The 18,934-nt window shown below is 45.0% G+C and carries 15 protein-coding genes; 4 read left to right on the plus strand and 11 right to left on the minus strand.

Annotated features, from left to right (window positions below; translation table 11 throughout):
• Nucleotides 1–56 precede the first annotated feature (56 nt).
• Complete coding sequence (locus tag H9630_RS14950) at nucleotides 57–698, plus strand: peptidoglycan-binding domain-containing protein (protein ID WP_191716298.1); 642 nt, start codon at nucleotides 57–59, stop codon at nucleotides 696–698.
• A gap of 159 nt (nucleotides 699–857) precedes the next feature.
• On the opposite strand, the gene glpK is transcribed toward H9630_RS14950, so the two are convergent.
• The 3 genes from glpK to H9630_RS14965 form a co-directional block, all read right to left on the minus strand.
• On the minus strand, nucleotides 858–2,381 hold the full coding sequence (gene glpK, locus H9630_RS14955; protein WP_191716299.1) for a glycerol kinase GlpK: 1,524 nt from the start codon (nucleotides 2,379–2,381) through the stop codon (nucleotides 858–860).
• A gap of 23 nt (nucleotides 2,382–2,404) precedes the next feature.
• Nucleotides 2,405–3,265 carry an MIP/aquaporin family protein gene (locus tag H9630_RS14960; RefSeq protein WP_191716300.1) on the minus strand — a complete coding sequence of 287 codons (861 nt, stop codon included), beginning with the start codon at nucleotides 3,263–3,265 and terminating at the stop codon, nucleotides 2,405–2,407.
• A gap of 363 nt (nucleotides 3,266–3,628) precedes the next feature.
• Nucleotides 3,629–4,471, minus strand: a complete 843-nt coding sequence (locus tag H9630_RS14965) for an aldo/keto reductase (protein ID WP_191716301.1) — start codon at nucleotides 4,469–4,471, stop codon at nucleotides 3,629–3,631.
• A gap of 204 nt (nucleotides 4,472–4,675) precedes the next feature.
• Between H9630_RS14965 and H9630_RS14970 the strand changes: the two genes are divergently transcribed.
• The 3 genes from H9630_RS14970 (at nucleotide 4,676) to H9630_RS14980 (ending at nucleotide 8,510) form a co-directional block, all read left to right on the plus strand.
• Nucleotides 4,676–6,139 (plus strand): amidase family protein, encoded by a 1,464-nt coding sequence (locus H9630_RS14970; protein ID WP_191716302.1) that lies wholly within the window; start codon nucleotides 4,676–4,678, stop codon nucleotides 6,137–6,139.
• 157 nt (nucleotides 6,140–6,296) lie between these two features.
• Entirely contained in the window at nucleotides 6,297–7,340 is a 1,044-nt protein-coding gene (locus tag H9630_RS14975; protein WP_191716303.1) for an FUSC family protein, read from the plus strand.
• A 177-nt stretch (nucleotides 7,341–7,517) separates the two neighbouring features.
• A complete protein-coding gene (locus H9630_RS14980; protein ID WP_191716304.1) occupies nucleotides 7,518–8,510 on the plus strand; it encodes an MsnO8 family LLM class oxidoreductase in 993 nt (330 codons plus the stop codon).
• Nucleotides 8,511–8,602: 92 nt separating this feature from the next.
• Here the strand turns inward: H9630_RS14980 and H9630_RS14985 are convergent, their stop codons facing one another.
• The 8 genes from H9630_RS14985 to H9630_RS15020 form a co-directional block, all read right to left on the minus strand.
• Nucleotides 8,603–9,673 carry an alpha/beta fold hydrolase gene (locus tag H9630_RS14985; protein ID WP_191716305.1) on the minus strand — a complete coding sequence of 357 codons (1,071 nt, stop codon included), beginning with the start codon at nucleotides 9,671–9,673 and terminating at the stop codon, nucleotides 8,603–8,605.
• Nucleotides 9,674–10,404: 731 nt separating this feature from the next.
• A complete protein-coding gene (locus tag H9630_RS14990) occupies nucleotides 10,405–12,057 on the minus strand; it encodes an SWIM zinc finger family protein (protein ID WP_191716306.1) in 1,653 nt (550 codons plus the stop codon).
• A gap of 154 nt (nucleotides 12,058–12,211) precedes the next feature.
• Nucleotides 12,212–12,433, minus strand: coding sequence for a type II toxin-antitoxin system HicA family toxin (locus H9630_RS14995; RefSeq protein WP_191716307.1), 222 nt, complete (start codon nucleotides 12,431–12,433; stop codon nucleotides 12,212–12,214).
• Nucleotides 12,426–12,839: a hypothetical protein gene (locus H9630_RS15000; RefSeq protein WP_191716308.1), complete on the minus strand. Its 414-nt coding sequence runs from the start codon at nucleotides 12,837–12,839 to the stop codon at nucleotides 12,426–12,428. Before H9630_RS15000 ends, H9630_RS14995 begins: the two co-directional genes overlap by 8 nt.
• Before the next feature lie 182 nt (nucleotides 12,840–13,021).
• Complete coding sequence (locus H9630_RS15005; RefSeq protein WP_191716309.1) at nucleotides 13,022–14,359, minus strand: uracil-xanthine permease family protein; 1,338 nt, start codon at nucleotides 14,357–14,359, stop codon at nucleotides 13,022–13,024.
• Between the two features lie 66 nt (nucleotides 14,360–14,425).
• Nucleotides 14,426–15,742, minus strand: coding sequence for a glycosyltransferase (locus H9630_RS15010; protein WP_191716310.1), 1,317 nt, complete (start codon nucleotides 15,740–15,742; stop codon nucleotides 14,426–14,428).
• Entirely contained in the window at nucleotides 15,732–17,771 is a 2,040-nt protein-coding gene (locus H9630_RS15015) for a glycosyltransferase family 4 protein (RefSeq protein WP_191716311.1), read from the minus strand. Before H9630_RS15015 ends, H9630_RS15010 begins: the two co-directional genes overlap by 11 nt.
• Before the next feature lie 380 nt (nucleotides 17,772–18,151).
• Nucleotides 18,152–18,607 carry a hypothetical protein gene (locus H9630_RS15020; protein ID WP_191716312.1) on the minus strand — a complete coding sequence of 152 codons (456 nt, stop codon included), beginning with the start codon at nucleotides 18,605–18,607 and terminating at the stop codon, nucleotides 18,152–18,154.
• Nucleotides 18,608–18,934: the final 327 nt, after the last annotated feature.

The following is an 18,934-nucleotide window of genomic DNA, read 5'->3' on the forward strand; positions in this document are numbered from 1 at the left end:
GTTTAAAAATAAACTGGGTAGACAGGAGGCAAATACAAATTCTGGAGGAATCAGCCGTGAAGAAGAAATGGATTCCAACGTTGCTGGCATTTGGGTTATTGGTTGCCTCTCCCCTCACTTTCCAACCGGCGGAAGCTACAAGCCATGCAGCTGCAGTCACCGAAGATAAGCTGCCAGCCCGCCTTGCGAATTTAATGGACATCGCCCCGGAACATCAGTTTATTTTGCGCAACGGAAGTGAACGCATTGAAGTGGAGCTTCTCCAATGGACGTTGGATCATTACGGACTCGAAACCGCGGTTGATGGCATCTTTGGGCCTCAAACAGAAAAAAACGTCCGCCAATACCAGGCCGATAAAGGCTTGAGAGTTGATGGCGTTGTCGGTACGAATACGTGGGCCGCACTGTACGGAGAACATGATAAACCTGCAGACCCAGAAGGAGAACTGCCCGCCGAACTCCGGAACTTAATGGATATTGCACCGGAGCATCAGTTTATCCTGCGTCAGGGAAGTGCGCGCATTGAAGTAGAACTTCTCCAATGGACATTGAATGAATATGGACTAACAACAACGGTTGATGGAATCTTTGGACCCGAAACCCATAAGAGCGTCCGCCAATACCAGGCAGACAAAGGCTTGAAAGTCGATGGCATTGTCGGCACGAATACGTGGACGGCGTTATACGGGGAATATTAGAAAACCTTATTTTCGTAGCATCGCTTATATAAGAAATACGTTTAAAACTTAGGCACTGTGTGCTCCAACAAGAAATGCCCATCCGGAAAATCGGATGGGCATTTTTCATTTAACATAGCACTTTATAGGTAACGCAAAACGACGTGAATACTCTAGCCGTTACAGGACAATCGGCGCTTTCTTCGCTTCTTGTTTGAATGTTCTTGTCGCCGCTACTGCTTGTGTCCAGCCATCGTATAGATGCTCGCTTTGTTCAGTTGGCATATCGCGTGTAAAGGTCTTGTCGATTTGCCATTGCTTGGCGATCTCTTCTTTGTCTTTCCAGAAACCGACTGCGAGTCCGGCCAGGTAAGCTGCCCCCAGTGCTGTCGTTTCCTGAATGACCGGACGCTCGACCGGCACATCCAGAATGTCGCTTTGGAACTGCATCAGGAAATCATTCGATACCGCCCCGCCGTCTACGCGCAAGGTTTTCAGTTCAATGCCGGCATCTTTGATCATGACATCCACAACATCTTTTGTCTGGTAAGCCAGTGATTCAAGTGTCGCACGGATGAAATGTGCTTTCGTCGTACCGCGCGTCAAGCCGAAAATGGCGCCGCGGGCATCTGTATCCCAGTAAGGAGTGCCGAGGCCGACAAAGGCCGGCACCATGTAGACGCCGTCCGTCGATTCGACTGACGTGGCATAGGCTTCACTTTCCGGTGCAGTGTCCAGAATCTTCAAACCGTCACGCAGCCATTGAATGGCGGAACCGGCAACGAAGATACTGCCTTCCAGCGCATATTCCACTTTTCCATCAACGCCCCAAGCCAAAGTGGTCAATAGGCCGTGCTCCGAAACCACGCCTTCTTCGCCAGTATTCATCAGCATGAAGCATCCTGTGCCATACGTGTTTTTCGCCATGCCCTTTTCGAAGCAAGCTTGTCCGAACAAAGCAGCTTGCTGGTCACCGGCAATCCCGGCAATCGGCACTTCCTGACCGAAGAAATGGTAGTCAATCGTATGTGCATAAACTTCTGAAGACTGGCGGACTTCCGGAAGCATACTCTTCGGCACGGTCAAAATGTCCAGAAGTTCCTGATCCCATTCCAAATCGTAGATATTGTACATTAAGGTTCGTGAAGCGTTGCTGTAATCCGTCACATGGGTTTTTCCGCCTGATAACTTGTAGACAAGCCAGGAATCAACGGTCCCGAACATCAAATCGCCATTGTCCGCTTTTTCTCGTGCCCCTTCTACATTGTCCAAAATCCATTTCACTTTTGTCCCGGAGAAATAGGCATCAATCAAAAGACCGGTTTTCTTGCGGAACAGCTCTTCATGTCCTTGTTCTTTCAGCTCTTTACAGATGTCGCCTGTCTGGCGCGATTGCCAGACAATCGCTTTATAGACTGGCTTTCCTGTATTGCGGTCCCAAACGACAGCCGTCTCGCGCTGGTTCGTAATCCCGATTCCTGCAATCTGGTCCGGATCCACATCCGCTTTCCGCAAGACACCCGCCATACAAGCTAAAACAGACGTCCAGATTTCGTTGGCATCATGCTCTACCCAGCCTGGTTTCGGGAAGAACTGTTCAAATTCCTGCTGCGCTGTTTCAACAATTTCCCCTTTATGGTTAAACAATACCGCACGTGAACTCGTTGTTCCTTGGTCAATCGACAGAATGTAATCTTTGCTCATTCTCTATTCCTCCTCAGATGTTTTTATGAACGGACTTTCGTCACTTCGGTATCTTCCACTAAAGTGTCTTCAATTTCATTGGCCACTGTATGGCCTTTCTTCAGTTCTGCGTTGGCCGCTCCGACTAATATCAAGGCCATAATTGCACTGAGTCCCCAGAAAAGCAGGTTAAAGTCTCCTGTAAACATGGCTTTGTAGAAAACGGCTCCATAGATACCGCCGAAAATCGGCCCGACTACAGGTACCCAGGCATAGCTCCAGTCTGAACTGCCCTTATTTGGAATCGGCAGCAATGCATGCGCAATACGCGGTCCGAGGTCACGTGCCGGGTTGATGGCGTAACCCGTCGTGCCGCCGAGCGACATCCCGATCGCAATAATCAATGCGCCGACAATCAGCGGATTCAAGCCTTCCGTGAATTCATTGGCACCGATGAACAATAAGCCCATCACGAGAACGGCAGTCCCGATGATTTCACTGACCAAATTCGAGAACGGACTGCGCACAGCAGGACTCGTGGCGAATACGCCCAATTTTGCTCCTTGGTCTTCTGTCCGTTTCCAATGCGGCAAGTAATTCAAAAAGACGATTGTTGCCCCGATGATCGCCCCCAAAAGCTGTGCTGCTATGTAAACCGGCACTTTCGCCCATGGGAAATCCCCTACTGCTGCAAACCCAAGCGTCACCGCTGGATTTAAATGGGCTCCCGAAATACCGCCGACTGCATAAACACCCATCGTTACGGCCAATCCCCAAGCAATCGTAATGACGATCCAGCCACTATTCTCAGCTTTCGAATCTTTCAATACGACCCCAGCGACTACACCTGCACCAAAAATAATCAGGATCATGGTACCGATCACTTCTGCTAAAAACTCCGACATCAATTATCACTCCTTTTTTCTGTTTTAAAGCAAAAACCGTTTGAAAGGCCATAAAAAAATTCGCACTCAATGAAAGCTCTCCTTGTCAGAAGTTCTCATTGATGTGCGAATCTCTCGGTCTCCAACACAATCTTTAACTTGTTACCTATAAGTTATACGTAAAAGAAAGCGCTGTCAATACCATATTTAGAATTTTCAGTAAAAAAACGATTAATAAATCTTTTCGAGCACGAGTCCATTTTTTAGCGGGAGTTCTCTACTTCTGAAGATGTTAGCTGCTCCAATCATTCCTTTTCGATTCAAAACACACCTGCAACGTGCTGCTGCAGGTGTGCCATTATTTACCTAGAGCTAATACCGATTTTAAAATTCTTCATGCGTAGCCGGGTCCATACCAAACAGCCGCCCATCCGGACGGGACAATTTTGCAATGTCAGCCATTTCGGCTTCGCTTAATTCAAAATCAAAGATAGACAGGTTTTCCCGCTGCCGCTGAGGAGAAGTGGAGCGCGGAATCGAAACAGAACCGATCTGGTATTGCCAGCGCAGCACAACCTGCGGGACTGTTTTATTGTGGATTTCGGCAATCTTGCGCACCGTGTCATTCGACAGAATGTCTGCCGCTCTGGCAATGGGGCTCCACGATTGCGTTTGAATCCCGTGTTCTGCGTGCACGCGCCGCTGTTCTTCCTGGTTAAAGAACGGATGCAATTCAACCTGATTCAAACTCGGCGTCACTCCGGTCTCTTGAATAATGCGCTCCAGGTGCTCCGGCAGGAAGTTGCTGACGCCAATCGACCGGACGAGTCCCCATTTCTGCGCATCAATCAATGCCTGCCACGCTTCTACGTAGAGATCTTGATTCGGAAGCGGCCAGTGGATCACGTAGAGATCGAAATAATCCAGATTGGAACGGTACAGCGATTCCTGAATCGCCACCATCGCTTTGTCGTAAGTATGGTAACGGCCCGGCAGTTTGGACGTCACCCAAAGTTCTTCACGGGAAATGCCGCTTCGTTTGATGCCTTCCCCGACCGCTCCTTCGTTCTCGTAATTATAGGCGGTGTCGATCAACCGGTAACCCGCATTGATGCCGCTGCTGACTGCGTTCGCCCCGGCATTGCCCCACAGTCCGTATGTACCGAGTCCCGTAACCGGCAAGGTTGTTCCATCGTTCAACGTCACTTCTGGTATCGCTTTATTCATTCACCTTCACTCCTCTCGTTTCTATTTTCAGATTACTCTTCCCCCATCGCAAACTCAAACGATTCGCCCCTTGTTGGACACACTGAAATCTCTAAGAAAAAAGAAATGGCTCTGAATAGAATTCCGGTTAAGCCAGGACTTTATTTAAAATTAAGAATTGGTGTACACTTAACTCTATTCCCATAACCAGTTAGGAGCCCAGAGATGAAGACAACCTCTTTTAAACCAATCGAAGCGACAATAGAAGAAATTCAACAGGCTTTCCAGGAAAACAAGCTGACTTCAGTCGAATTGGTGCAGGCTTACCTTGACCGCATCGAAACATTCGACCGGAACGGCCCGAAGATCAATTCCGTCTTAACTGTTAATCCAGATGCCTTGAAAATCGCTGCGGAGCTGGATGAGTTGCGCGGCCAGGATGGACAAGGGCCGCTATACGGCATTCCCGTGTTGCTGAAAGACAATATTGAAACGGCGGACCGGATGCCAACAACGGCCGGCGCCATTGCACTTGAGCACAACTTCGCCAAAGAAGATTCCTTTGTTGCCGCACAATTACGCAATGCCGGCGCTATTATTCTCGGAAAAGTGAACATGAGCGAATGGGCTTATTTCATGTCGAAAGACGGCGTGAGCGGCTACAGTTCACTTCGCGGCCAAGTGCTGAACCCTTATGGAGTCGGTACTTTCAAAGCTGAAGATGTCGGTGGATCGAGTTCAGGGACAGGCGCTGCCATCGCCTCGAATTTTGCGGTTGTCGGTGTCGGCACTGAAACTTCCGGATCGATTTTGAGTCCGGCGAGCGCCAATTCCATCGTCGGCATCAAACCGACGGTCGGGCTCATCAGCCGCTCGCGCATCATCCCGATTTCTGAAAGCCAGGATACCGCAGGACCGATGGCACGTACCGTGGCGGATGCTGCAATCCTGCTCGGCGCTATGACCGGCGTCGACGAACAGGATCCGGCAACACTTGGAAGTGCTGGACGTGCATTGACCGATTACACGCCGCATTTGAAAACGGACGGTCTGAAAGGCGCCCGCATCGGCGTTGACCGTTCCTATATGAACGATGAAGAACCGGAAGAAATCGCCATTATGGATGAAGCCATCGAACAAATGAAGCTGCTTGGTGCCACTGTCGTAGAAGTGAAGATTCCCCAACAGACATTCGAATCCGACGTTTTATGGTATGAATTCAAGCGAGGCGTCAACGACTATTTGCGCACCGTGCCTGACGAAGTGCTGGTCAAATCACTGGCCGATGTTATCGAGTTCAATAAACAAGATCCGGAGCGCCGCATGAAATTCGGCCAGGCGGAATTGGAAAAAGCACAATCCTTAAGCGGCGATCCAACTGACCCGATATACATGGAACACCGAGAAATCGATTTGCGTTCTTCCACTACCGAAGGACTGGACCCCGTCATGAAGGAACATCAGCTGGATGCCCTGTTATTCCAAAACAACCGCGGCGCCGCCAAACCGGCAAGAGCGGGCTATCCGTCCATCACCGTCCCTGCCGGCTACACCAGCAGCGGGCATCCCATCGGCGTCACGTTCAGCGCACAAGCTTTCAGCGAACCGCGTCTAATCGAACTGGCCTATGCTTATGAACAAGCCACTCGAAAACGGCAGGCACCGGATTTCCACGATTTTATTGGTTGAATAGATGTTAATCACCTAACTAAAAAGACACATCCGCAATCGTCTTACAGCGGATGTGTCTTCGCATTGAATTTAAATTGTCGTAGCGTCTAGTTAAAAGTAGATGATATACTATACTACAGCCCAAAAAACTACATAAAAAGATGGTGATTAAAATATGAATCGATCCTTCCAGGGCAGCCGGATTCTGAAAACAGGTATAGCCATATTTTTAACGGCCAGTATTTGTTTATGGTTCGGCTGGCCTCCTGTCTTTGCGGTCATCACGGCCATCGTGACGATTGAGCCGACCGTCAGCGATTCCATCAAAAAGGGACTCGTACGGTTCCCGGCATCTGCGATTGGTTCTGCATTCGCCGTTCTTTTTATTACACTCTTCGGGAATTCCCCGATCACCTATACACTCGCTGCTGTTTTCACCATATTGGTTTGCTACAAACTTAAGCTGCATGCAGGCTTACTGGTTGCCACATTGACTTCTGTCGCGATGGTGGAAGTCATCCACGATCATGTCCTGATTTCATTCTTCATTCGCTTGGGGACAACGACAGTTGGGTTGCTTGTATCCACCGCGGTAAACATGCTCATTTTCCCGCCCAATTACCGGACAGATATTCTGAAAAACATCGAGAGCATCAGCCGGCGTGCAGGAAGACTGCTGGAACACACATTTCACACAGTCCTCTTTGAGGGTGATGCGAACCTCCAAAAAGATCAGGAACTGGTGAAACGGCTGACGACGGAAATCAGAAAGACCGAGACATTGATTCAGTACCACCGGGATGATTTCAGCATCTACCCTTGGGTCCGGAATCGGGAAACAGAACTCCAGATGGCAGAAAGGCAATTGCTGTTTTTGCACAACCTGGAATTCCATTTGAATGCTTTGCTTCGCATTCCGCTGTACAGCATCAAGTGGTCACCGGCCGAGCGGAATATCATTATGCGTGCCGTTGCAGAGCTGGCGGAAGACTTACAGAATGCCAATGAATACGATCAAGAAACGCATCAGCAGCAATTAAAAATCATCACCGACTTCTTTTGGGAAGACAGCAAAGGCGTCTCGACAAGCGATGCCATGCACCCCATCCTGTTCCCACCAGAGTTCAAGATTCTTTATGAGCTCATCACCATTTATGATTTGGTCGATAATTTCTTTGATCCGAATAGTGTGAAGGCTGCGCGGGAAGCGGAGAAGTGATAGAGCTGCAGAATTCTTAAAAACAGCTGTGCTTGAAACAGAAATGTTTCCGGCACAGCTGTTTTTCTATTTATTTCCGGCCATAAACCCCTGAAGGCAGATCGCATGATTTCAGGATCCCGGACTGCTATACTCCTCTATATGCAAACCTGCAGTTAACGAAAGGAAGTTAGATAGATGAAACTAAGTGTATTGGACCAAGCGCCTGTCACGACAGGAAACACGGCAGAAGCGGCTATACAAAAAGCGGTGGAACTCGCGGTTCTCGCCGACAAATTGGGCTACAGCCGGATGTGGATGGCGGAGCATCATGGCTCCGGCGCATTTTCCAGCTCTGCCCCCGAAGTCACTGCCGCATACTTAAGCGCCAAAACAGAGAGGATCCGAATCGGCACTGGCGGCGTGATGATGATGCATTATTCGCCTTTGAAACTTGCGGAGGTCTTTAAAACATTGAGTGCACTGGCGCCAGGCCGCATCGATTTCGGCGTGGGACGTGCTCCGGGCGGCGACCACAGTTCCATCTACGCCTTGTCCCAAGGACGCCGAACCATGACGGACGATATGTACGGAAAATTCGACACGGCCCTGAAACTGATCAACGACGAAACGCCGGAAGACAATATGTACAATAAAACCATCGCTTCCCCAACCCATATCCAATTACCTGAAGCCTGGCTGCTCGGTTCAAGCGGCAACAGTGCACTGGAAGCTGGCCGAATGGGTGTCGGCTATTCGTTTGCCCAATTCTTCAACGGCGGCATGACGAAAGACATTTTAGATTCCTACCGGGCAAATTTCACGGCTTCCGCTTTCATGGAAAAACCCGAAATCTCGGTATCGTATTTGGTGACAACAGCTGAAACAGCCGAAGAAGCAGAATACGAAGCATTGCCGCAGGACATTGCGCGCCTCATGCTGATGAAAGGACGCATCATGCCCCTCATGACACCTGAAGAAGCACAAAACTCGGCGCTCTCGGAAATGGACCGCATGCAGATCCAGGCAAGCCGCAAACTCCATCTAGTCGGTTCCGCCAAAGACGTAGCCGATCAATTGCAGCGGGAGCAGCTTGAATACGGTTTTGAAGAAGCCATGATCTGCAGCATTCCGCATTCCCAGGAAAAACGGTTGGATGTCTATCGATTGTTGGCGCAGGAGTTATTTTAAACGTGAATCAAATGAAAAAAGCAGTACGCGGCCGCGTACTGCTTTTTTTGTTCCACTTTCCTGTTCCAGCTCTTGAATTCTCTCTAAGAAGATTATTCAAGCACGCCTTCTTCTACAGAAACCTCCAGCAATTCTTTCAAATGCCCATCAATCTGGCTGTGATACCCTTCCCCTTCGCCACCGAACAAACCGAAATGGCCGGCGATGCTGTTGATCACTCTCAGCTCACTGTTCGGAATCAGCTGTTGTTCGGATTCACAATCACTCGGTGGGAAAAACATATCGGTATCAATCGGCATGACATACAACTTGGCTTTAATGCGGCCAAGCGCTTTTTCCAGATTCCCTTCAGTCAAACGGCTGACGTCACCGCGCTGCCATTTCCAAGCCATCGTCAATAAGGCATTGGGGTCCATCATCTGGAAAAATGGCTCAAGGAAACCTTGCACCAGTTCTTCCGCAGTCTCCACACCGAACAAGACCCATTTTTCCTGTTTGAAAAATTCCGGAGTAAAGCCCATCACGGCCCATATATCGGCATGGCGCTTCAACCCGTCTGCCACTTCTGTATGGGATCCGTATTTTCCGCCATTCCATCCCGGATCGGACCTGATGGCATCCATCAATGTCTGTGTAAATAAGAAATCATGGATCGTGTTTTTCGCCGTTCCGGCAATCGGCGCCGCTCGTTTCACCATATCCGGAAACCTGACCGCCCACTCATACGTTTGCTGTGCTCCCATCGAACCGCCCACCACCAGTGCCAGCTCTTCAATCCCGAACTTTTCTGTAATAAACCGGTGCTGCGCTATGACATCGTCCCCGATGCGGACATTTGGAAAATCACCCATACCGATGGGGTCAGGACTATTATGCGGCGAACTTGAAAGGCCGTTTCCAAACTGGTTGATCACGATGATGAAGTACTTGGTTGGATCCAGCGCCCTTCCTTCACCTATGTAAGTCTCGTAGTCTTTGCTGGTGCCGGAAAACCAGGTGGGAATCAAAATAACATTGTTTTTCTGTTCATTCAATTCTCCATGCGTCGCATAAGCCAGTTTGCAGTCCGGTATCCGTCCCCCTTCTTCCAATTCAAAATCCCCTAAGTCATAAATCTCGTAAGGCCCTTGGTTTTCTTGTGAATAAAATTGATTTTCAATCATTACACATACCGCCTTTTCTCAGGTTTTTTATTTCTGGTCGGAAGCGGGAAACCGTTTTACGCAGGAGCTATCTTTTTACTTCCTTATTTTCATTATACGTGAGTTCCAATATAAGTAAATACAGAATTTTCTAATATCTATATAAGTTGAACTAATGATTTGTAGGAGCCGAGATTCCGTAAAACAGCTACGCTTTCCAGCGGGCTCGCGCCCAATCCTCCTCGTCCGCTGCGCTCCCTGCGGTGTATCGGTCGTCTCGCTAAGCCGCAGGAGTCTTCGCTGTTTTACTCCATATCTTTAGCGTTTTTTCTCAGAGTCGAAGTGGTATATAAAATGCTATTTCTTTAGTTCAACTTATATAAGATTAGAATTCGCTTCCCATAGAATATAATAATTACCTTATATCCAACGGTTCTTAGATAATAACGAAATCGCATAATGAAATCATTAAGTCGTAATATTATCGTTTTCGATATTTGTTGAAAGATGGCGATATTCGCAATTGCCATCAACTCAAAAAAGCAACCACCTTCTCCCAGCCAGGATTGTAGGTGGTTACTCTTTTGCTTAAAAACATTTTCAATTTGGGCAGCCGCTCTTATATGGCGTCCACTGCACCAACCGAGTGTTAACGCACTTGGTTTTTTGTGTGTCTAAATTAGAGTATATTGGGTTTTAGGTTCTATTATTTATAATTCGATTTCACTTCCCAGGGAGCCAAACAATTATTGCTACTCAATCTTCCCCAATTCATCCAATAACGCTTTCCGTTTCGGGTACATGAACTTCAGCTCTTCAATCAGCCCCGCCGCAGCTCCAGCCCCCAGCGCCTGCTGGAAAGCTTTGATCCTTTGGCAGGCAGTCCAGTATGCCTTGCGGTTGGAAGCCCGCTCAATCAGGCGGTAAATATAAGTCGTATAGATTTCATTCACTTCATGCGGATAATCAGCTAGCAGGTGCGGATACAGGTGCCCGATTGCAGAGACATCCTTCCGGCAATAATCCAACAGCTCCTCCAACCTATTTTCATCAATAAGAATTTTGAGATACAAAGGCAGACTCCGCGGGCTGTTTTTCGTCTCGGCAAGAAGCGCCTCCAGCTTCTCCGGCCATTGCTCCGCATCCACCAAACTTCTCAGCTTAACGTAATATTCTTCCTCCCCTTCCAGCGCAAACTCAAAGCTGAGGTCGATCATTTCCGCAGTGCTGCCCATTCCTTCGTAGGCTGCAAAACGCAGCTTTTTCCAATCGTGCAAAAGTCCTGCGAGGTTCGCATCCAGCCCTTCCGACTCTTCACACAACCGGATTACTTTTTCAAATTCACCCGCAACCAGCGCCTGCAGGGTCTGTGATTTGCGGATTGCGGGATAGCGATGGAACTTCACGTAAAATGCTTCGACCACTTCCTGCTTGCCTTGCTGTTGCAACATCACCAGCTGGTACATGCGAAACCGCTCTTCTGTGTAATCGTATGTCTTGTTTTGCATCTCGTCACTGGCAATCAAATCAGCAATATAATTATATAGCTTTTCGGTGAAATCGCCTCTTTCATTCCATTGCAGAACCGCTTCCACCAGATAACTCGCCGCTTCTGTGATGTCCTGCTCCAGCGCGAAGAGGATATGTGGATAGAGCAGGACGAGTATACGATCGACAGTCGCTTCATCCAGTTCTCCCGGCCACTTCGCCAGCGTTTCGTCAATTTTCTCCAAGCTTTCGTCAATCGCTGAGCTGATACCCCCGGATGAATCGTCCGCCATTTGCAGGATACCCGTACACTCCTCAATGACAATCAAACTGAGGCGGATAATCCTTTCGGCATCGTGCTGCAAATTCAATCCATCTATATATTCGAGGACTTCCCACACCCCTTCAAGTGCCTGATCCGTCCGTCCCCACTCGATAAACCCGCTGCGGCTGGCTCGGTTCACCGACTTCCGGATGATCCGACGCGCCTTTTCCTCATTCATATCACTCGAATCGGAGAGTTTCTCTGTCAAATAGAGGTGGACGGATGGCTGTTTCTCCACCAGCTCCTCGAGGATTTCCAACAGCTCCGCTTTTTTCAGCGCCTTTAATTGCGTCAGCACATCCACTGCAGACGAACCGTTTTCTTTTTTATGTTCTCGGATCGCCAGACACACCGCCACTTCATGTTTGCACAGCGAATCGGATTCGAACGGACAGGTACAGTAAGAACCCACAATCGTGCCATCTTTCGTCAAATTGATCGACACTTCGTAATCCCGGGTTCCCGCTACCCGCGCATGCCAGCGATTGGGCGCATCTTCTGTCAACTGCTCCACAAAGTTCTGCTCAAAATAATCAAGGCCGCGCTTATAGAGCTTTGCCGGCACGTAGGTTTTCAAATTTTTTAAGTTCATGAGAATTCCCCCTGAATCGATTATAACCTGTAGGGGTTCGAGGTTGAATAGGACATTTTTTTCGGGTAAGGATGAATAAAATGAAAAATCCACACCCGAAATGCTGACGCAGCGGGTGTGGAAATTTATCGAATATAATTTGCTTTTTAGTGGTTTATTTAATGTTATTGAATTCTTCTTCTGTAACCTGAAGTTGTTTCTTCAAAATTTCTTTCCATAGATGCCCTTTAACTTCACCAGTACCTCTTGATACCTTGGGTCTTTTAATAGTGCCGTCTTCCATTACCTTCATAAAATAGATGTGATGACCTTTTTCCTTGTATTCTTCCCATCCATCTCGGCGACAAAAACGTTCAATATCTCTGAAACTAGGCATCTATCAAAGCCTTTACTGCCTCAGTATCAGACTGAGCCATCACATTCATCAAGTAAGGGAAGTGTTTCTTACGATTGGGAGAATTGCTATACAATGTAAATTGAGCCATATAATCTTCTGCATAATCCGCCAATGAATCAGCCATTAGATCAATTACCTCATCTTTGGTTTCCGCGTTCTCAACCAAATCAAATCCTTCTAATGTCATAGTTGTACTATTGTCTTCTTCTCTGGTAAATTCTGCTTTAAATCGAAAAGAGTCAAAAGCTGCTTTAAGTTGTTCGGAACTCAGAGCTGCCCATTCGTCGCGGCTGCGCTTTACAAAACGGGGACCTACTCGAATGACATCATCATTGAATTGCCCCCAATTCTTGCGGACATCGGTAGCATTAAGAGTCGATAACATCACCATTCCTCCTTTTCTTATATATTAGCACATAACGTACGTTACGTACATAATATACACATCTATATAGATAGGAAGTTCATTTTTTCTACTATTTTTAAACTCACTGGATATGGCTTTTTCTCCATGTTATTGTTACCAATAAACTGAATTGGGTTTAACACACAGGGACCTGATTTCGTCTATGCGGCTTCCTTCATTGAATCCTCTGGAATGACTAGGTTCAATACAATAGCAACAAAACAGGCGATTGTTATTCCAGATCCGCCAAACAACAACTTGATAACTTCTGGGAACGCGTTCATCGCATCGGGTACTTGACTTAATCCGAGTCCAAATACTAAAGATAATCCAATGATGATCTTTGCTCTTTCATTTAAAGGCTCTGACGTCAATATGTCTATTCCTGTTAACGTAATCTGAGAAAAGATAATGACTGTGGCACCGCCAATAACTGCTGGTGGCATGGTAGATACAAGCGCTCCAATCTTAGGAATAAGACCAGCCAATATTAAAAATGCAGCGCCAACAGCTACGACATATCTGCTCATTACTTTTGTAAATGCGATCATTCCTACATTTTGGCTAAAAGATGTATTTGGCAAAGAATTAAAAATCGCTCCCAGGGAAGAGGTAAAACCATTTGCTATGACTGAGCCGGAAAGCTCATTTTCCGTGGGTTCTCTGCCTGCTCCCCCAGTAGTCATCGCTGTAACATCTCCAACTGTCTCAACAGATGTCACGATAAACATAATTAACATAGGGAGTATAGCTCCCCAGTAAAATTCCATGGGAAAATAAAAGGGTTGTGGAACTGAAAACCAGGTAGCTTCTCTTATTGCTGAAAATTCCACCATCCCCAGCGGCAAAGCCACCATATAGCCAATGAAAATTCCTATTAAAATGGAGGATGTTTTCGCCATTCCCTTTGCATATCTATTTAGAATGAGCACAATGGCCAATACCAGTAAAGCCACCATCCAGTTTTTAGCCGATCCAAAATTTTCAGATCCACTTCCTCCTGCCATCGATACAATACCTGTAGGCAAAAGCGACAAACCAATCGTAAGCACTACTGTACCTGTTACAATCTTTGGAAAGAATCTTCTTAGTTTCTTTATGAAAAATCCTAAAGTGCCGCCAAATAACCCCCCTATAAGACTTGCACCCAATAATCCTGATATGCCATAGGAGCTTGCGATTACGATATTTGTAGACAGAAACCCAAAACTAGTGCCCATAACTACTGGGAGTCGTGCTCCGATCATCCATATTGGGTAACATTGGATAATCGTTGCAACTCCTGCCATGATCATTGCACTTTGAACCAGTATCGTTAAATCAGTTCCTGTTATGCCAACCACACCTGCGATGATGATAGGGACAGCGACATTCCCTAAAAACATTGCAAAAATATGCTGCAACCCTAAAGGTATGGCTTCTGTTAGTGGAGGTACACCATCCACATCGTATTTATTTGTATTCTTACTCTTCGTGTCTGCTCCAACTATTTCTTTCATAAAACACCACTTTTCACTTTTATTTAGATATTATTCGATGCAAGTAGTAGACAACTGAACTTTATATTAGACGTTGTCGACAGCCTCGATCTCCAATATTTTTTTCACTGCATAATCCGCGCCTCTTTCTCTTGAGATGTTTCTCCAATGCAGTAAATTGTCCTTAGAAGCCTCTTCTAGATCATTAAATGCCTTTGCTAATTCTTCTGTGCTGAAATTATTCGGATCCAGTACTCTCCCTAAATTATTCTTCTCAACATCATATGCAATATTAAATTGATCGCTGGAAAATGGTAAGATGACCATCTTTTTCCCATGGTACATAGCCTCTGTTAAGGTGTTGCATCCACCATGAAAGACAACTGTGTCTACATACTGCATAAGAGCTATTTGAGGGATAAAACCTTCGATTATTGTATTGGGCGAGCTGTATTTCTTAAGTTCATCCGCATTGCTGCCTGCAGAAACGATCAATAGCGCATCAGGATTACTTTCTCTGGCCGACAGGATGAGTTTTTCAAGTACGTCTTTTCTGTTCGATAAAAAAGTCCCTAAACTGATCATGATTTTCTGTTCTTTCGTATCTATTTTTTCCATCCATTCTTCATCTAACGAAACCGCTTCAAATGAATTCCCGATAAATAGTTCCTTCGGATTTTCTTCATTTTTTTCAATGTCGTTGAAATCAAAATAGTTGTAGATCACCGCTATTTCAGAGACTAAACTGAACGCATTGCTAATTTTTTTAATCGACTTATTTTCAACGATAATACTATTGAAAACTTCAGTAAATTCCCTTTGTGTTTGGGTGGAAACCTGCTTTAACATCTTCAAATCTTCTTCCTCGACCGTTATCGCCTCAGGCCAGCTTTTGGGTACATTAAAATACCTTCCTTCTTTTGGAATGGTATTGGGATGAGGCGGACAAAATGTCACAAAAGGCAGCCCTAGAAAATACAAGCTAAGCGTAACCGAGTATGACAATATATCGACCACATACAGATCAACATCCATGGCCTCATCTATGAACTTTATCTTATCGATAAGCTGTTGCGGATTATAAAGCATATCAGCCTTTCGGTGGCGGGATTGGGTAATCAGTGTTTCTACTGCACCTTTTTTTGTCGACTCAAAAAATTCTTCCAATCTGATTCTCTCGGTATCCGGTTGTATTGCGTGTTCACCTTTCCCGATATTTTTATTTGAATTTATATCGATTTCATAAAAAGCCAAATTCTCTTTTAAGATTTTTTCCTTAAATTCGATACTGCAGCCAAACGTCACTTCTGCACCCTGTTCTTGAAAACTTTTGGCTAATACGAGCAAGGGGTTAAAATGCGAATAAAAAGGCGGACTGATAACAAAGATTTTCTTATATTTCATTTTCTTTTTCTCCTTCTAAAGACAAATAAAATGACACAAACTCATGTGAGATCTTTTGAATAGAAAAGTTTTCATCCACTGTTTTTTGTCCTGCAGCTTGAATTTTTTTCACTGCGTCTTTGTCGATTTTAGAATCATACAGATGTTTTTCCGTTTCTTCGGCAATCGTTTCCCCATTGCTTGTGTCGATCAAAAATCCATTTTCCCCATTTTCCATATAACTTTTAACTCCACCTTTTATCGGGCCCAGGGTTAGGAACCCTATCGACATCGCTTCCAAAATAGCGATGCCAAACTCTTCTTTTACACTGGAGCACAGATAGATGTGAGGATAGTCAAAGTCTCTCTCAATAATCTCCCTTTCAAGCAGTCTTATATCCAAGTTCGACATGGCACCTTTATGTATGAACCTGTCTTTGAATTGAGGATGCTTTTGTAAGAAATTCTTGAAAAATTCCATCACCATTTCTTCTTCTTTACTCGGTCTCTCCAAGTCTCCACCAATTATGAGAAGATTATGGGTTTCCGAAAGCTTGGAGTTTGACCAGGCTTTTAAAAGTTCCATCTGCCCTTTTAAAACAGCTAATCTCCCGACGTTTAAGATGACAGGTTTTTCAAAAAAGCCTTTATTTGTTTCATTCCATTCGATAAGGCGATTTGAATAGGCAGCGATGGCCTCTCCATCAATTGATTGGCCTGTTTGTATGCCTTCACCGATCATTTCAATTTTTCCATTTACAATGTCATCTTTAAATTGAGGGAAATAGACCGCAAGTTCTGTTTTCACATCTCCATTCCCTATGCCAACGATTCCATCGCTTGTGCGGATTAATTCGTCGCCTATTTTTATCTTGTTCAGTTTTTCAATAAGCTCGTTGAAACCAAGTTCTTTTAATTGCCCCAATCCATCAAACATGTTTCGGTGCGGGTCTGGCGTTAGTGTAAAGACAAGTTTACTATTTAAATCCTTGCTTAGATGAGCCACAGCTTTAGACGCGTTATCTAAAAATCTGATATGAAAGACATCGGGCTTTATTTCTGACCGATTTAAATAATTGGCTATCTGTCTTTTTATAAATAACTCTCTTTTGATGAACTTGTCCCTTACAGACTGATCTAAATAGATTGGCAATCTGATAAATACGTGTTTATCTCCATGAAAGCTTATAAAGGGCTTGTTTAATTCTTGAGTGATCGTAATCGTAAATACATGGGAGATGCGGCTGTCTTTCGAGATCTCTTCACCCAAACCTTTTAATAATACGGCTAACCCTCCACTATTCCCTTTCCCGCTATCTTCAAAATCCCCATAGAACATGGCCTGCAAAATTGAAGTGCCTTGCTTTTCAAAGGCAAAATCTGTCTTGAGAAAGTCCATATAACTATCAAAAAACACTTTGTTTTTCTCATTTCTTATATGCTTCTCCACAAAGGATTGATCAACAGTCTCCATTGGATACAAATTCATCAATAAATTGATTCCTTGGATCTTTATCCCATCAGGGTAATCCAGGGTCAATAATTTGTATATAGCATCTTTAAATCCCGGTCTTTTAAAACGATCCATATAGTCCAGTAAGATAGAAGTGATCTCTAAATCCAGTTCGTATTGCTGAAGCATAAATAAGAGATCGTTATCACCTAAAATGTCGATACCACATTCAATACAAATATCCAAAACGTGATAGAGCTTTTGACCATCGTACTGTTGGTTCAATAGTACGTCTTTTATTTTCTTCTCTACTATTTGCTTGATCTCATCATTGAACAAGTTTAAAACCGCATCTACTGTAAATCGGTCTGTAGAGGAATGCTCTCCCAAAAACGAGATCAATTCATCTATTTCTTTTTCACCTAGTTGCTTGTTCAGCTCCAGTTGCTTTATCGTTCGAATTTGCTCGACCACTCTTGCTTCATCGGAGTTTATCGCCTTACTGTTATTTATGTACTCATTTAAAAATTGGAGAGGATAACTATCATTACTTTCATTGTCATAAACACGATTTCTGAACTCAATAAACTCATTCATTTTTCATCCCCCGATGCCTTCAGTGTATTAGTTTCTTCCTATTCTATACCACAGGTGTTGCTACTATATACGCAGACGCTTCTTCATTCTTTTTAATAAAACGAAAGATGCCAATTAATGTAAAAAATTTTGAAGCAATGAGGTGCAAATATACTCCTTTCCTTATACATCATTTCTTTGTACTGTATAGTTAACTAAGCAATTAGATATAAAGGATACAATCTACTTTCCTCACTCCTTCTGGCCATTTACTGAGTGCGGGACAATAAAAAAACACACCTGCCAGGTTGATTCAGCAAGTGTGTAAATATAGTTAGTAACCTGAAATTTGTTCGGCATAATAGCGCTATTGGAGTTCCGCCATTCAGCTAAGCTATCCATCATTTATGAACAGCCGTAATCTCTCCCATCAATCCAACCCAGTCGTCTCTCTTAAAATCATACAATTCCAGTTCTGTTTTTCTCAGAACCAGGTGGATGCTGTCGAATTTCTCGTCCGATCGGAACCTCCACCAGCTTTTCACTGTTGATGTCTTGGTGCCTGGCTCATAATAAGTCAATGTGAATTCGGGATCGATGATGTCGTCTACCCGATCAATCTCTATATGATTATGCGGGAAATCAATATAAAGGCCAAGCGCCGCTTTATGAGGCGTAATGGACCCAATTTTATACGCCGAGTGCGCGTCCTTCTTCTCAAGTGCGCCACTCCAAGGAACCGGATTATCGCTCAAGATCAATATCCGGCCGGCCTCATCGGTTTCAATCCGGCAATTCGGCAAACTGTTAAATACTTCTGTCATCTCGTTCATTTTTTGTTCTACCATCTTGTTCATTTTGCTATCCCATTCCTTTCAACTCATCTATCAACCATGAATGCTGCATTTTCTGCTAGACAAGGCATACCGTTTATTTTTCTGTTCCACTACCTGTTATTCTATCACGTCCCGCTGATTGCTCCGTGTTTAAATTGTAGCGTACTGTCAAAATCGCTTAAAATTGTTTCTTGCACGGGGACACTTTTTTGCTTGAAATGCGCCGATTAAGGATATAGTAGCTGTACAAGCTCTTTTTCGTTCGGTATCACCTGTTTTTTTTATAAGAACTTTTCCTATACTCGATTTTATTGCTTCACACGGCACTTGAAACTAAATCGATCAGCA

Origin of the sequence: Planococcus wigleyi (assembly GCF_014836985.1) — a bacterium.
Classification (GTDB): Bacteria; Bacillota; Bacilli; order Bacillales_A; family Planococcaceae; genus Planococcus; species Planococcus notacanthi.